The sequence below is a fragment of the Variovorax sp. V15 genome, from assembly GCF_041154425.1.
GTDB lineage: Bacteria > Pseudomonadota > Gammaproteobacteria > Burkholderiales > Burkholderiaceae_C > Variovorax > Variovorax guangxiensis.
Map to the genome: position 1 here is coordinate 174,495 of NZ_AP028660.1, position 14,294 is coordinate 188,788.

The window sequence follows — 14,294 nt, forward strand, 5'->3', positions numbered from 1 at the left end:
TCGAGGGGTGATCAGCTGTCGATGCGGATGCCGGCGCGCCGGATGAGCGCGGTGGTCGACAGGACCTCTTCGCGCACCTGCTGCGCAAAGGCCTGCTGCGGCATCGGTGCGGCGTCGGCGCCGAGCTTGTCCAGGCGCGCGCGCACCTCGCTGGTCTTCAGGGCGCGCACGGTCTCGGCATGCAGATGCGCCACGGTGCGCTCCGGTGTCCTGGCGGCCACGAACATGCCGACCCAGAACAGGTGGTCCGCGTCACCGACACCGCTTTCGGCGGTGGTCGGCACCTGCGGCAGCAGTGGCGAACGCCGCGGCGCGCCGATGGCCAGCGCGGCGAGCTTGCCGCCTTGGACCAGTGGGGCGGCCAGCGCCAGCGGCGCCAGGAACCAGTCAAGCCGCCCGCCCATGAGGTCGGTGAGCGCCTGCGGCGTGCCCCGGTAGGGGATGTGCGCGGCCTCGATGCCGGTGGCGATGCGGAACTTCTCGCCCGCGATGTGCGAGGCGCTGCCGTTGCCCGAAGAGCCGTACACGAACTTCTGCGGGCCTGCCTTCACCTTGCGCACGAGGTCCTGCAGCGAAGTGAAGCCGCGGTCGGGCGGCACCACCAGCACATTGGGCATCGACGCCAGCATGGTGACCGGCGTGAAGTCGTTCAGCGTGTCGTACTTGAGCCCGGGGTAGAGCGCAGCGTTGGCGACGTGGCCGGTCGAGTGGATCAGCACCGTGTGACCGTCGGCTGCGGCGTTGACCACCGCGCTGGCGCCGAGCGTGCCGCCCGCGCCGGGCCGGTTGTCGACCACGCAAGGCTGGCCGAGGTACTGCTGCAGACGTTCGCCGACGATGCGGCCTACCACGTCGGTGGTCGATCCGGCGGTGAAGGGAATGACCAGCTTCACGGGCTGGTTCGGGTAGGCGGGCTGCGCGAAGAGCGTGGTGGGAAGGCCGGCGATGCCGCCTGCAGATGCTGTGAGGCGAAGCAATGTCCTGCGATGGATGTCCATCGTTGTCTCCTTGTTGTGCGTGGGGGAGGGTCTACCTGCCGGGCAGGCCTCGAAGTGATGAACGGGGCTGCGCCCCGGGAACGTTCAGGGCGCCAAAACCAGCCGCTCCATCGAGCCTTCGAGCACCTGCAGGTAGGCCTGGCGCGCACGGTCCAGCGGCAGCACCGAGCCGTCGCTCACGTCGAAGCCCTGCAGGCTGCCGTCTTCGAAGCCCGGCAGCAGCGTGCGGAACACGTCCGCGCACTGGCTGGCCGTGAGCTTCAGGCTGTCCACGCCAAGCATGTGCAAGTCGCGGCGGTAGAAGGCCATGATGTCGAAGGACACGTTGCGGTCGGGCGTGGAGATCAGGATCTGCGTGCCGCCGACCTTGAGCGATGCGAGCGCGGCGGCGAAGTACGGCGAGCCGACGGTGTTGTAGGCAATGTCGACGCCTTTGCCATCGGTCATCGACAGGACTGCCTGTGCGATGTCGTCGCGCGTGCCATCGATCACCTCGACCTGCGCGCTCGCGTGGCCCGTGTACCGGGTGGCGCCGCGCTCGACGCCGATCACGCGCGCGCCGGCGCGCGTGGCCAACTGCACGGTGGCCTGGCCGACCTTGCCGTTCGAGCCGAGCACCAGCACGGTCTGGCCGGGGCCCGCGAGGTGGGCGCGGCGCAGGCCTTCATATGCCGTCACGAAGGGCACGCCCACCGTGGCGGCCGAAGCCATGGCGATGCGCTCGGGCTTGGCGACGAGCGCTGCCACGGGCAGCACGAGGTAGCGCGCGTGCGTGCCGTCGCGCGTGATGCCGAGGTCGCCGCCGGTGCCCCACACGGCGCGGCCGATCCATTCCGACGGACCGGCGACGACGCGCCCGGCGTAGTCGCGGCCCGGCGTGCGGGGCCAGATGGCATACGGCATCAAGCCCAGTGCCGCCTTGACGTCGCTGGGGTTGATCGCCGCGGCAAGGACTTCGACGATGGCGCAGCCGGCCGGTGTCTCGGGCTGTGCGATGTCAACCAGGTCGGGGTTCAGTGCATCGGAGCTCGGGGCCCTGGCGCTGAGGCGAAGGGCGCGCGGTGGTGTCCTCATGGTGCTATGTCTCGTGGTACGGAGTGAAGTGAAGAAAATGTGTGTGCGTTCAGGGCAGCGGTGGCGTGGGCAGGCACGTTTCGCCGGGCTCCAGCCGCAGTTCGAAGTCGAGGTGGAAGTGGCCCGCGCTGTCGGGTTCGAAGTCGCGCAGCAGCGAGCCCACCGCGCCGAAGGCCGCGTCGCTGTAGGCGTACGGATCGCGCGCATCGAAGATCTGCGTCGTCAGCACCTTGTGGCCCGGCGCGATGGCGATGAAGTGCAGGTGCGCCGGGCGCATGTGGCTGCGGTTCTGCAGCGCCAGCAGCTCGCCGCAAGGTCCGTCGGTGGGCACGCCATAGCCCGAGGGCTGCACGCTCTCGAACCAGAAGCGGCCGTCGGCGTCGGTCTCGAAGACTGCGCGCAGGTTCATGTCTTCCTGCTCCGGGTCCTGGTTTTCGTACAGTCCACTGGGCGCGGCCTGCCAGGTTTCGATGCGGGCACCCGCGAGGGGCGTGCCGTCCAGCGACAGCACACGGCCGCGTACATGCAGCGTCTCGCCGGCCGTGTCGTCGGTCGCGATGCGCACGCCGTTGGGCCTCACCGGCTGGTTCGCGCGCCAGAAGGGGCCGATGAGCGCCGGCTCGGTGCCGCCCGCGGCGAGCACGGCCTTTGCGTCCATGAGCAGCACCAGCGTGGCGAGGCCGAGGATGTCGGCAAGCAGGATGCCTTCGTGCTTGCTCGGGCCGGTGGCCTGGCCGATGCGCACCATGAAGTCCAGGCCCTTGAAGAGCTCTTCATAGGTCAGCGTCACCTCCGAGGCGAAGGCGTGCAGGTGGCGGATCATCGCGTCGAGCACGGTGCGGGTGCGCGCGTCGCGCGTGCCCTGGTTGGCGTCCAGCACGGCCTGCAGCAGCGCCTGGGCGTTGGCGGGAATCGAGCGCTGCGCAGGCGGTGCCTCGGTATCCGTGGGCGTCTCGGTGGCAGAAATCATGGGAAGTCCTGGAGAGTGAAGAAAATGAAATCGGCACGACGCCGCCGGCGCGCATCGGCGCACCGCTGTGGCTGAAGGGGCGTGGGGCCGCTAGTCGGCGCGGATGCGCGCGCGGGTGGCGACGGCGGTCCAGCGCGGCACGTCTTCGGCGACGCGCGCAGCGAGGTCGGCGGGCAGGCTTGCGACCGTCTCGAAGCCGAGTTCTCGGGTCTGGCGCTGCACGTCGTCGAGCGCCAGGATGCGCCGCACCTCGGTGTGCAGTCGCTCGATGGCGGCGACAGGCGTGCCCGCCGGCGCGAACAGCGCCTGCATGGTTTCGGAGCGGTAGCCGGCAAAGCCCGACTCCGCCACCGTCGGCACCTGCGGCAGCTCGGCCCAGCGCGCGCGGCTGCCGACGGCCAGCACCCGCAGCGTGCCCGCCGCGATGTGGGCCTTGGCAGCCGGCAGTGCGGTCAGCGCGCAATCGACCTGTCCGCCGAGCACGGCCTGCACGGCAGGGGCCGCGCCGTTGTAAGGCACGTGCAGCAGCTCGATGCCGGCGCGCTGCCACAGCAGCTCGCCGCCCAGGTGCACGCTGTTGCCCTTGCCGGGCGTCGAGTAGGTGAGCGCGCCTGGTCGGCGTTTAGCGGTGTCGATCAGCGCCGACAGGCTGGTAAGTGGGCTCGTCGCCGACACCACGATCACGTCGGGTGAGCTGACGGCGAGCGACACCGGTGCGAACTGGCGCAGCGGGTCATAAAGAGGCTTGTCGGCAAACAAGGCCGGATTGGTCACGAACGCGGACGAGACCAGCAGCAGCGTCTGGCCGTCGAGTGCGGCGCGTGCCACCGACGCGATGCCGATGTTGCCGCCGGCGCCCACGCGGTTGTCGACGAGCACCGGCTGACCCAGTGCTTCGGCGAGCCGCACGCCCACGATGCGCGCGATGATGTCCGAGGTGCCGCCGGCGGCGAACGGAACGACGATGCGCACAGGGCCTTTGGGGCTCCAGGTCGGCTGGGCGCGAACAAGGCCGGCGCCCAGCGCCGCGAGTGCAGCGGCGATGGCGTGTCGCCGGTTCATGCCGTGTGCCACGCCGCACGTCGGCATGCGGCATGCGGCCTGGAAGTCCTGGGGGATCGTCATTTTTTTGTCTCCTCGGGCGGTGCCTATGAGCCTTGCGCAGTTCGGGCGGTCGGCGCGGCGACTACTTGCTTTCTGGCGCCGTCTCTTTGATATAGCCGTCGGTTCCGTAGACCAGGCCGGTGGCCTCTGCAGCCCTGACGACATCCTCGTGCCAGGCGATGCGCCCGCATTCTTCGTCGGTTCCACCGACGACCGAATACACCACCAGCGCGTGATCGTTCGGATTGCGGAAACCGCGCATCACGCCGATGGGGCACGAGATCACGTCCCACTGGTTGAGCATCACGGAGTACTGGCCCTTCTCGCCCCAGATGACCTCCATCTGCCCGTTCAGCGGACAGAAGACTTCCTCGGTCTTGTGTGCGTGAAGGCTGGCACCCTGGCCCACCGGGATTTCGATGAAGGTCACACCGAAGCGGTGGTTGCCTGGAATCGCCGGCTGGACACCTTTGTTCTCCAGGACGCCGCGGTTCATGATCTTGTAGATGTTTTTCTTCATGCCCGGCAGCCGGCTCTCGATGAAGGTCTCGCCGTAGGGCGTGACCTTGCCCCAGCGGGCGATGCGGGTGGATTCCATTTCCTGGAGGGTGGGGTCCATGTCTATTCCTTGATGCGATGATGTTCGGATTCGTTGAAAAAGCAGCGGATTACGTTCTGCGAGGCCCACTGTAGGCAACGGTCATTCGTGCGTCCATTACCATTTTTCGAGCGGCTCGATAACATTTCGGTATGGGGAGTGCGATGCCCATCGACCACTCTTGCTGCAACGACTTGGACCCCCTGCATGGACCTCAGACAGCTTCGGTATTTCGTGGTACTCGCCACGCAGCAGCACTACGGCCGCGCCTCTGCCGTGCTGCACGTCGCGCAGCCAGCGCTGAGCCGGCAGATCCGCCTGCTCGAGGAAGAACTGGGCGTGCGCCTCTTCGAGCGGCACGCGCGCGGCGCGACACCGACCGAAGAGGCTGTGTTCCTCATGGAGCGCGCATCGTTCCTGCTGCGCTATGCCGAGCAGATGAAGCAGGACATGACGGCGCGTCAACGCGACCCGAGCGGCCCGGCGGCCATCGGCTTGTCGCCCGCTCTCGCGCTGCTGCTCGCCGTGCCAGTTGCGCGCGCGGTGCGCGAGCAGTTTCCCGATGTGCGGCTGCGCATCGTCGAAGGCTTCTCGCAGTCTCTGCTGGGCATGCTGGAGCAGGGGGCGGTCGACATCGCGATCCTCAACGGGCCGATGCAGTTGACCAACGTGCTGGCGACGCCACTCATGACCGAAGCGCTGTGCCTCATCGGGCGCACCGATGACGCGCGGCTGATGCGCATGACGAAGATCAAGCTGCCCCGGCTGGCCGGCCTGCCTCTGGTGATGACGGGCGTGTCCAAGTCGGGCGTGCGGCTCGAGTTGGAAGCGGCAGCGGCGCGCGCGGGCGTGGTGCTGAACCCTGTGGTCGAGGTCGAGACCTTGAGCGTGGCGGCTCGCCTGGTGGAAGAAGGCCTGGGCCTCACGGTTCACTTCGCCGCGGTCGTGCAGGACGAGATCGAGGCCGGACGCCTGGTCGCGATTCCCATCGAGGGGCTGCGCTTGCGGCGCGTGCTGGCTCGCGCTTCCGACCGGCCGCCATCGCGCGCGACCGAAGTGCTCATCGACATCCTGCGGGCCGTGGTGCAGGAGCGCGTGGATTCGGGACGCTGGCCGCATGCGATGCTGGACCGCTGAGCGCCGCCACGCCAGTTGGACGATGTCGACACTCGCGGTGGCATCTTCGGAAATTCTGAGTACTTCGGATTTTCGCGAGTGAAAATTCTTTTACTTCAAGCATGTACGCCCAGCACGAAGATGCTGGATGCTGCCATTGAGACCGTGGCCGAAACCACCGACTGGCCCGTGGCGCACCGCGATCGTGGTGACCACTACGCTGGCCAGGCTGGCTAACAAGAATGAGCGACGCGCATCTCACTCGCTCGACGCCTTGCAAAGCCTGCTCGCCTGACAACGCGGCCCGCGAAGGCTCTTCGGTCGACCTCAGACCGAACTGTTTTATCCTCGGTACTGGGCGAGCACCACCGTTGAGGAATTCATGGAAGCGGTGGGTTCCTGCATCCGTGGGTGCAACCAGAAGCGGATCGAAATCTCTCTCGGCCCCATCGAATACCGTGGGAACCTTGGTCGGCAGCGAAGAAATTCGCTCGGCCGCGCCAGCCTCACAAAAATGAGCTATGGAATGCTGGACCAAGCACGTGTAGAGGCCGCGGAAAAAGAGGCCGAACAAGCGACTGACATCGCCGGGCGACTTGCCCCCTGGTTGCCGCTGTGGGCCGACGGGGATGAAGAAACGCGCAGTGCCGCCTTGTCTGCCTTGGCAGATTCTCGATCAAGAGGGGATGCAGTGACGAAGGTGTTCGTCGAAGCCGCCTGCGATCCCCTTCCAGCCGCGAGATGTCAAGCCATGTGGTGGTTCGGCGACGAGGAGGACAGGGGCGTCGGCACGGCGGCATTCGAGGCGTTGACGGCGGGCTTGCGGGACGTGGATGCCTGCGTGCGCGCCGCCGCCGCTCAAGGTCTGCGTTTCAGCGACCCCGCTGCGATCGAACCGCTGCTGGTCGCACTGCGCGATACGGAGGCCGATGTGCGCAGCAACGTCGTGATCGCTCTCAAGGACTTCGACCTGCCCGTCCCGTCCATCTTCGAGGCATTGATCCGCGTTTTCCACCACGATCTCGACTTGGAGGTTCGAGAGAATGCGCTCCATGCACTGGCTTACCTGGATGGGACCCAGGCATTGGATGTGCTCCGCTTGGCTGCTCGCGCCGAGGACTTGAGGCTCCGGTTGGCCGCTGCAATGGCGCTTGGCGATTCACGCTCGCTGCCTGAGGCGCATCGGCTTGAACTCGTTTCGTTGATGCTGGCGGATACCGATGGGGAAGTCCGTGAGCGGGCCGTCCGCTCGCTAGCCCCTCTGTTCGACGAGCAGCCTGGCGCTGCTTCGCTTCCGCTGCTGGCTGCGATTGGCGATGGCGAAGCCATCGAGCCGCTGATCCGCACTTTGGACAGACGTGAGCCTTACGTGCGTCGACGCATCGTGTGGGCGTTGAGTTTCTTCACCTCAACGCGTGTGATGCCGGTATTGACCGGGAGCTTGTCGGACCCTGCGCCCGACGTGGCCTGTACCGCAGCCAAGGCGCTGCTGGAGACGCTTACGCCAGCCCAGGTTCGTGCGTTGCTATCTCGCGTGCCCCTGCTTCGTCGGTTACCGGCGCCAGCGCGCGAGCTACTGCGCCGCGAGCGCGAGTACGAATTGGAAGAAGGTGATGGTTCTTCGGGTCCGAGGTGTCAGCGTCTGGTTCGGTTGGGAGCCACAGAATATGAATAAGCCCGGCGAACGAATCGAGCGAGGTTGCGATGAGTCGTTGGAACTGTTTTGCCACGCAGTGACGCCGCGAAGACACTGTCCGCAATGAGAAATGACGATTGGTACGAGCGGCTCGAGAAGATGATGATCCGGAACCATAGAGAAGGCAGGTAAGGCATGAATGCAGATCGACTGTTTACGCTGGTTGGAATGACCGATACAGACAATGACGTGATCGATGCGATCAAGGTCAATGGGGGGTCCATCGATGCGCTTTCTCCGAAGAAGCTCAAGGAGTTGACGATCGACTTCGTCCAGCTGAATGATCTGGGTGTTGTGCTCGCATTCACGCCAAAGGAATTCTTCTCTCGAAACTATCGAGATCCGATGGGGTCTGGTCCGTATGCGATGAGTGGCGTGTTCTATTACCCGAATGGAGCAGCCAAGGTGTCCGCATACCTGGGATCCATTCCGTTCGCCACGGGTTCGGTCGGGAGCCGGGAGGAGGCGCTCGCGGCTTTCGGGGAACCGCAGGAAACCGAGGAAGAAGACGGCGACGTCTATTGGGATATCTGGATGAAGGATGGCCGGCAGGTCAAGGTGGACTACAACGATGAATTGGCGGTAAAGACGGTTCTGGTCTCGTTCCCGATGAAGGATTGAGAACTCGGTTTCGATGCGTGCGGGCAGGCGCGGGACAGAAGGGATGGATATGAATGACGGCCTTACCGAGGTCGTTCAGGGCCTGCCTGGCTGGCTCGGCCCCGGACTCCGCCACGGCACACCTGCACCGCGCTGCAGCAACTCCGTCAGCGGTACTGGGCAAACGTGGCAGGCATCGCCGTGCCAGGGGAAGTCGATGGCGCGCAGCACTGCGTACTCTCGCATGCGGGCATGCGCGTGCGGGTCTGCGAGCAAGGCCGCGGAGGGGTGACACATCAGCACATCGCCAGTGCGTGCGGTGCGCAGCCAGCCATACAGCCGCGCGCGGTAGGCGTCGGCATTGCCGCCGAAGTCGTACACGCCCAGCAGTCCGCGGCTGTGGGGAATGCCGCGAGCGCACGCTCTTCTCTGGAGGGCTGGCCCACCGAGCGCGTGGATCACCCGGGCCTTCAGGCCCTCCCTGCGCAAGGCGCCGCCCGGCGCGGTGCTGCGAAGCCAGGGCAGCGAGGTCGAATAGCGCCTGGAAATTTCCTCGAGCAGCAACTCGCGCACCACCGGGAATTGATGGACATGCCGGTGACCGTCGATGAAGGCGGGCTGGCGTCCCATGGCGTCCTCGAAGCGCGTCAGCTGGTCGCGGATGTCGGCCCGCAGTCCCGCAGCGAACAGCGTTCGCGTGTAGGCCTGCGCGAGCAGGCGCGCGAGGCCGGGCTCGGGCCCATCGGCGCTCGCCGGACGCGTGAGATCCAGGTGCAGCCCGACGTCCAGCCGTGCCGGGGTGAGCGAGCGCAGCGTCCGCGCACCGCTCAGCCAGGCGCTGCGGCGCACCATGGCGCTGGTGGCGGAAATCTTGCCGCGCTGGGCCAGGTCGACGACTGCCGCATTGACGCCGGCGCTCAGGCCGAAATCGTCCGCGCAGATGCAGATTTCCTGCATGACGGTCGCCGCAACCTCCGTGGCCTCAGTCATTGCCGATGGCTGCGGAAGCCGTTGCCGCGGACGAGGAGCCCAGGCAATGGGGATCGCTGGTGGCACTGCCCGCGAAGCGCCATGCGGCGATGGCATCGTTGACCGTCACCAGCTGGGCGCGAGCCAGCCAGGCATTCGTGAGATGCGCGGTGTTCGGCCCGACGATCCAGGTGGGGCGCGGCACGCAGAGCCAGGGGGAGAGCCTGCTTCGATCCAACAACGTTGCCGCCGTGCGCGCGGGCTCGAAGCGGCCCGCGTCGGAGAACTCCTTGCGCCAGTTGTCGCGCGTGTCGCGGGCCGCGGCCTGCCAGTCGTCGGACACGAGCACCGGTTCGCGCAAGTTCCAGTAGAAGGGAATCTCGTAGAAGTAGCGCTCGAGCATCAGCACCCGCTCTCCGGGCGCGATCGACATGCCGGTCGGCAGCCGCAGCCGTGTGCCCGGCGGCACGGAATAGATGGCCATGGCCACCACGCAGGTCACGCACACCGCGGCGGACGCGAGCGCGGTCGCGCGCAGCGGGGTCCGCAACGCATCGGGCGAGCGGCCGGCGGACACGCGCCGCGTGATCAGGTACGCGAGCGGCGGCAGCGCCGGCAGCACGTAGCCCACGAGCTTGGAGCGCGGCATCGAGAAGAACACGACGATCACCGCGAGCCAGATCCACATGAGCCGATCGACGTCGCTGTTCCCGGAATGCGCATCGTCGTCCTTGCCGCGCGGCACCAGCAGCCAGCCGAACCACGGCAGCGTGAGCCCCGCCAGCACCGGCAGGTAGAACCAGAAGCCGTTTTCGTTGTTGAAGCCCGACGACGCAAAGCGCCGGAAATGCTGCTTGATGACGAAGTAGTCGAAGAAATCGGGGTACTTCATCTGCATGGTCAGGAACCAGGGGCCGGCCACGGCGAGCAGCACGGCCCAGCCGGGCAGCCACAACGCGAGCCGCAGTGCCAGCGGCAGCCGGCGTGTCGCGCTGCTCCAGATCACGATCACCATCGCGGGCAACACCAGGCCGATGAGGCCCTTGGCCAGCAGGCCGGCCGCCGCGAACAGATAGGCGCCCGCCAGCAGCATGCGCCATGGTTCCTCGCGCTCCCTGCTCAATGCCGCGCCCGCCGCGAGCAGCACCGTGCACGCGATACACCCGGCCACCAGCATGTCCAGGTTGGCGAACTGCGCGCCCAGGAAGAAAAAAGGCATGGTCGCCAGCACCACGGTGGACAGCAGCGCGACATGCGCCGCCGACCAGCGGCGAAGGAAAAGGTACAGCGCCGTTGCACCGGCGACTGCACCCAACACCGAAGGCAACCGTGCCGCCCATTCCACCGGCCCCGTCACCGACATCGCAGCGGCGCCGATCCAGTAGAACAGCGGCGGCTTGTGAAAGAAGGGCAGGCCGTCCAGCCGTGGCACCAGCCAGTCGCCGGAGCGCAGCATCGCCAGCGCAACGCCGCCGTAGCGGCCCTCATCGGGTGCCATCAGGGGGCGCACCCACGCGGTGGCCAGCAGCCATGCGAAGAGCGCGAGGAGGAGCCACAGCGGCCGGGGTGACATCCAATTCGCGGAACTCGCGCGCTTCATGGCTTGCCGGCGCGCAGGCCGCTCCCGTGCTCGCGGCTCACGACGTACAGCGGTCGGCCCTTGACTTCCTCGTAGATGCGCGCGATGTACTCGCCGACGATGCCGGTGGAGATCATCTGCACGCCGATGAAGAACATCAGGCTCACGACGATGGTGGTCCAGCCGGAGACCGGGTTGCCGAACAGCAGGTAGTCGATGCTCACGTAGAGGCCGTAGCAGAAGGCGGACAAGGAAAACAGCAATCCGACCACGCTGACCAAGCGCAGTGGCCAGGTGGTGAAGGCCGTGAGGCCGTCGATGGCCAGGCGCACCAGGCGCTGTGCGTTGAAGGTGCTCGTGCCCTGCGCGCGCGGCGCTGGCGTATACGGCATCGCCACCGCGCGAAAGCCAACCCAGGCATACAGGCCCTTCATGAAGCGGCTGCGCTCGGGCAGGCTCAGGAGCGCATCGACCACCTTGCGGTCCATCAGGCGGAAGTCGCCCGCGTCCTTGGGAACGGCAAAGCGGTCCGAGGTGTCGAGGAGGCGATAGAAGAGCTTGCTGCCCAGTTGCTTGAAGCGGCTTTCGTCGCCGCGCTCCTGTCGCACCGCGTACACCACTTCGGCGCCTGCCGTCCATTGGGCGATCATCTTGTGGATGAGATCGGGCGAGTGCTGCAGATCGCCGTCGAGCAGCACCACCGCATCGCCGGCAGCGGCCGCCAGGCCTGCGGTGAGCGCGGCTTCCTTGCCGAAGTTGCGCGACAGCGAGATGCAGCGAAAACCCGAGAGCTCGCACCAGGCGCGTGCGACCTCCGCGGTGTCGTCGGTGCTGCCGTCGTCCACCACGATGATTTCCCAGCGCAGCTTGGTGGCCCAGAGGATTTCCTCGAGGCGGGGCAGCAGGTGCCGAAGGTTGGCGCCTTCATTGAAGCAGGGAATGACGCAGGAGATGCCAGGCGTCTGCAGCTCCAATGGCGCACGTGCCTGCGACCGTGCCTGCGAAGGTGCCTTCGGGGCGTCGGTGTCCCCGATGGCCCTGGCGGCCGCGACGCCTGCGGCTTCGGTCTTCGTGGGCGAGATCATGAATGCCTCCATGACGAACCCGACGCCTGATGCGTGAGCGAACCGGGGGCCGCCCGCAGCGTGAGGAGGCGAAAGAGCCGGCGACCGACGGCAGCGATGCCGGCCACCGCGGCGCCGAGCACCAGACCCGCGGCGATGTCGAGCGGGAAATGAACCCCGACATACACGCGAGCCCATCCGGTGATGGCCGCCAGCGCCAGAAGCGGCACGCCGGGCTTGCGCAAGCTGGGGCTCAGCATGAAGCCAAACGCCACCATGAACATCACCGCCGCATGCGTGCTCGGCAGCGAGCCGCGCGCGGAATGCGCGATGTAGACCGGCGCCAACCCCAGCACGAAGGGGCGGGGCACATCGAGCGACGCGGCGATGGCGTGCGACAACAGCGACGTGAATCCTGCCGCAGCGGCCACCATGCACAGGTAGGCGCGGTCGCCGCGATGCCGCCACAGCGCGACCGCGACGATGAGTGCGCCCGGCCAGCTGGCCCAGAGCGCGAAGGCCGAGGCGATGGAAAGCACCCACGGCGTGGGACGGCTGCCGGCGGCGAGCCAGTGAAAGAGCGTGAGGTTCAGCGCATCCATGGCGCTGTTCCGCAACGGAGGAACGAAAAGACGGGCGCAGGAGGGCACCCGGTGCGGCATGCGCACCTGCGGGAACTGGACATGGTCAAGACCTTTCGATGAGGAAGGACCGCCAGGCTGCGGCTGCGACGGGACGCGTCACGAGGCCATGGCGTTGTCGTGCGGGATCGCGCAGCGAGCCGGTGCGACGCGCGCGGCGTCGTTCGCTCGCTTCTCAGTTGGCGGAAGGTGGTGCCGTGGTCGGTGGCAGTCGCCTCCAGCGCATCGCGACAGGCGCAGCGCCGCCGTGCGTCGGTGCTCCACGGTCGCGCGCAGGATCGGCACGATCGGCACGACCAGCCGCGCCATTGCAAGCACCAGTGGCAGCATCGCCAGCCCCATGGCCATGAGGCTGTTCAGCGCGAGGCTGAATGCGTCGGGATGGTCGATGCTCGCCGAAGTCTGCGCGAACCCGATGGTCTCGCGGCCGCAGGCATGGTCGGCGCGATCGCCGGCTTTGAACCGCACGGCTTCGCTGGCGACGTGCAGCCTGAGCATCGGCTCGTCCCGCGGGCCGTCGCAACGGTAGTGCGCCGCAATGGAAGGCAACAGCACGACCCGGGCCATGCCCGCCCGGCACCATCGCGTCGCTGCTGCCGTCGTTGACGTACCGCAGCTCTGATGCCATTGGCAGCGCCTTCACCCCTGCGTGGATTCGCGCATGCAAGGCGTGCAGCAGCCGCTCTTGAAGGTTGCGGGGGACACTGATGTTCAGCTGCAGGCCGGCGTGCTGTCCGGTCGGGGCGAGGGACGGAGGACGGATGCTCATGGCGCCGCGCACGTCTCAGAAGAGCACGAACATCGGCGTCACCAGGCGGGTGCCCAGCGCATCGGCCAGCGCGACCACGCCCACGAGCCACACGAACCAGACGACATCGCCGGCCGTGCGATGGAAATGCCGCGGCCGCACCTCGCAGGCGTCGGGTTCACGGTAGAGAACGATCGAGGGAAAGAAGCGGGGCGTGCGTTCGCAGTATGCCTCGAACGCGGCGCCGAACTTGTTGCGCAGAAAGGCTTCCTCGCTGGCGATCACGCAGGGATACACCGCCGCAAAGAACAGCCCCGCGGACAGCGCGAAGCTCACGCTGCGGGTGGACAGACCCAGGCCCAGGAAGCCCAGCAGCGAAAAGAAATACTGCGGGTTGCGGGTCATCGAGTAGGGCCCTTCGCTCACCAGTTCGTCGTTCTTGCGGCCGCCGATGTAGAGCGCGCACCAGAGTCTTCCGACGATCGCGAAGCCGATCAGCATGAGGCCGATCGTCAGCAGCACGTTGCCCATCAGCCGGTCGGCGAACACGCGCTCGGTCAGGAGCAACGCCACCAGTGCGAGCAGCCAGAAGAGCCGCGAGATGGCGCTGTGGTGACGGGCGATGAAGACGGCAAGGGGCATGGCGTGGGCTGGAAGAGGCTGGAAGGGGGTGGAAGGGGGTGGAAGGAGGAAGTGGCCGGGATGCTAGGCATACGGTCGTGAACGAAAGATCAACGTGCCGCGCTGATGCCCCTGGGGGTTTGTGCGTTGACATTTGCTTCACGCCAGGCTTCCTACGATCGCGGCCCCTTCTACTGCCAAGCCGTGCCCTGACCTCATGAACCTTCCCCGTACCCGGTGGCGCCTGCCCATCGCCAGTACCTTCGCGCCGATCGGCTGCGCGCCGCAGCCGGCGCATCCGCCACCCGCACTGAACGCGCCGTTTCCCTGGCCGATCGGGGCCGCCGAGGGCTCAGGCAATGCACCCGACGAACACAGGTGGCGCGCCCTGCAGGATCCCGCCGTCGATGCGTTGGTCGATGCGGCACTGGCCGGCAGCCCTGCGCTCGCACAGGCACTTGCCCGCGTCGACGAAACCCAGGCCGGGTTGAGCCGACGCACCCCCTGATTCTTTCA

General features: G+C 67.0%; 15 protein-coding genes and 1 pseudogene. 5 read left to right on the forward strand and 11 right to left on the reverse strand.

The window, feature by feature from the left end; all coding sequences use genetic code 11:
• Window positions 1–11: 11 nt before the first annotated feature.
• The 5 genes from ACAM57_RS33150 to ACAM57_RS33170 form a co-directional block, all read right to left on the reverse strand.
• Window positions 12–998 carry a Bug family tripartite tricarboxylate transporter substrate binding protein gene (locus ACAM57_RS33150; protein ID WP_369662835.1) on the reverse strand — a complete coding sequence of 329 codons (987 nt, stop codon included), beginning with the start codon at window positions 996–998 and terminating at the stop codon, window positions 12–14.
• An 84-nt stretch (window positions 999–1,082) separates the two neighbouring features.
• Window positions 1,083–2,072 carry a zinc-binding alcohol dehydrogenase family protein gene (locus tag ACAM57_RS33155; RefSeq protein ID WP_369662836.1) on the reverse strand — a complete coding sequence of 330 codons (990 nt, stop codon included), beginning with the start codon at window positions 2,070–2,072 and terminating at the stop codon, window positions 1,083–1,085.
• 49 nt (window positions 2,073–2,121) lie between these two features.
• The gene (locus ACAM57_RS33160) at window positions 2,122–3,042 is read right to left on the reverse strand and encodes a dioxygenase (RefSeq protein ID WP_369662837.1); all 921 of its coding nucleotides are present in this window, start codon (window positions 3,040–3,042) and stop codon (window positions 2,122–2,124) included.
• A 90-nt stretch (window positions 3,043–3,132) separates the two neighbouring features.
• Window positions 3,133–4,167, reverse strand: coding sequence for a tripartite tricarboxylate transporter substrate binding protein (locus ACAM57_RS33165; protein WP_369662838.1), 1,035 nt, complete (start codon window positions 4,165–4,167; stop codon window positions 3,133–3,135).
• Window positions 4,168–4,228: 61 nt separating this feature from the next.
• Window positions 4,229–4,765, reverse strand: coding sequence for a cupin (locus tag ACAM57_RS33170; protein ID WP_184641791.1), 537 nt, complete (start codon window positions 4,763–4,765; stop codon window positions 4,229–4,231).
• 186 nt (window positions 4,766–4,951) lie between these two features.
• Here ACAM57_RS33170 and ACAM57_RS33175 point away from each other — a divergent pair, with 186 nt between their 5' ends.
• The 4 genes and pseudogenes from ACAM57_RS33175 (at window position 4,952) to ACAM57_RS33190 (ending at window position 8,177) form a co-directional block, all read left to right on the forward strand.
• Complete coding sequence (locus ACAM57_RS33175; protein ID WP_369662839.1) at window positions 4,952–5,881, forward strand: LysR family transcriptional regulator; 930 nt, start codon at window positions 4,952–4,954, stop codon at window positions 5,879–5,881.
• A 120-nt stretch (window positions 5,882–6,001) separates the two neighbouring features.
• A pseudogene (locus ACAM57_RS33180) lies at window positions 6,002–6,332 on the forward strand (IS3 family transposase); the annotation flags it as partial.
• A 54-nt stretch (window positions 6,333–6,386) separates the two neighbouring features.
• A complete protein-coding gene (locus tag ACAM57_RS33185; RefSeq protein WP_369662904.1) occupies window positions 6,387–7,535 on the forward strand; it encodes a HEAT repeat domain-containing protein in 1,149 nt (382 codons plus the stop codon).
• 156 nt (window positions 7,536–7,691) lie between these two features.
• Entirely contained in the window at window positions 7,692–8,177 is a 486-nt protein-coding gene (locus tag ACAM57_RS33190) for a hypothetical protein (protein WP_369662840.1), read from the forward strand.
• Between the two features lie 75 nt (window positions 8,178–8,252).
• Here ACAM57_RS33190 and ACAM57_RS33195 read toward each other — a convergent pair whose 3' ends face one another.
• The 6 genes from ACAM57_RS33195 to ACAM57_RS33220 all read right to left on the reverse strand — a co-directional run bounded on the left by ACAM57_RS33195 (window position 8,253) and on the right by ACAM57_RS33220 (window position 13,799).
• Entirely contained in the window at window positions 8,253–9,146 is an 894-nt protein-coding gene (locus ACAM57_RS33195; RefSeq protein ID WP_369662841.1) for a ChbG/HpnK family deacetylase, read from the reverse strand.
• Entirely contained in the window at window positions 9,139–10,698 is a 1,560-nt protein-coding gene (locus ACAM57_RS33200; RefSeq protein ID WP_369662842.1) for an ArnT family glycosyltransferase, read from the reverse strand. Before ACAM57_RS33200 ends, ACAM57_RS33195 begins: the two co-directional genes overlap by 8 nt.
• 23 nt (window positions 10,699–10,721) lie before the next feature.
• On the reverse strand, window positions 10,722–11,789 hold the full coding sequence (locus ACAM57_RS33205; protein ID WP_369662843.1) for a glycosyltransferase family 2 protein: 1,068 nt from the start codon (window positions 11,787–11,789) through the stop codon (window positions 10,722–10,724).
• Complete coding sequence (locus ACAM57_RS33210; protein ID WP_369662844.1) at window positions 11,786–12,370, reverse strand: phosphatase PAP2 family protein; 585 nt, start codon at window positions 12,368–12,370, stop codon at window positions 11,786–11,788. The genes ACAM57_RS33205 and ACAM57_RS33210 overlap by 4 nt, the downstream gene beginning before the upstream one ends.
• A 138-nt stretch (window positions 12,371–12,508) precedes the next feature.
• Window positions 12,509–12,976 (reverse strand): hypothetical protein, encoded by a 468-nt coding sequence (locus ACAM57_RS33215; RefSeq protein ID WP_369662845.1) that lies wholly within the window; start codon window positions 12,974–12,976, stop codon window positions 12,509–12,511.
• A gap of 217 nt (window positions 12,977–13,193) precedes the next feature.
• Window positions 13,194–13,799 (reverse strand): isoprenylcysteine carboxylmethyltransferase family protein, encoded by a 606-nt coding sequence (locus tag ACAM57_RS33220; RefSeq protein ID WP_369662846.1) that lies wholly within the window; start codon window positions 13,797–13,799, stop codon window positions 13,194–13,196.
• Between the two features lie 196 nt (window positions 13,800–13,995).
• Here ACAM57_RS33220 and ACAM57_RS33225 point away from each other — a divergent pair, with 196 nt between their 5' ends.
• A complete protein-coding gene (locus ACAM57_RS33225) occupies window positions 13,996–14,286 on the forward strand; it encodes a hypothetical protein (protein ID WP_369662847.1) in 291 nt (96 codons plus the stop codon).
• Window positions 14,287–14,294 lie beyond the last annotated feature (8 nt).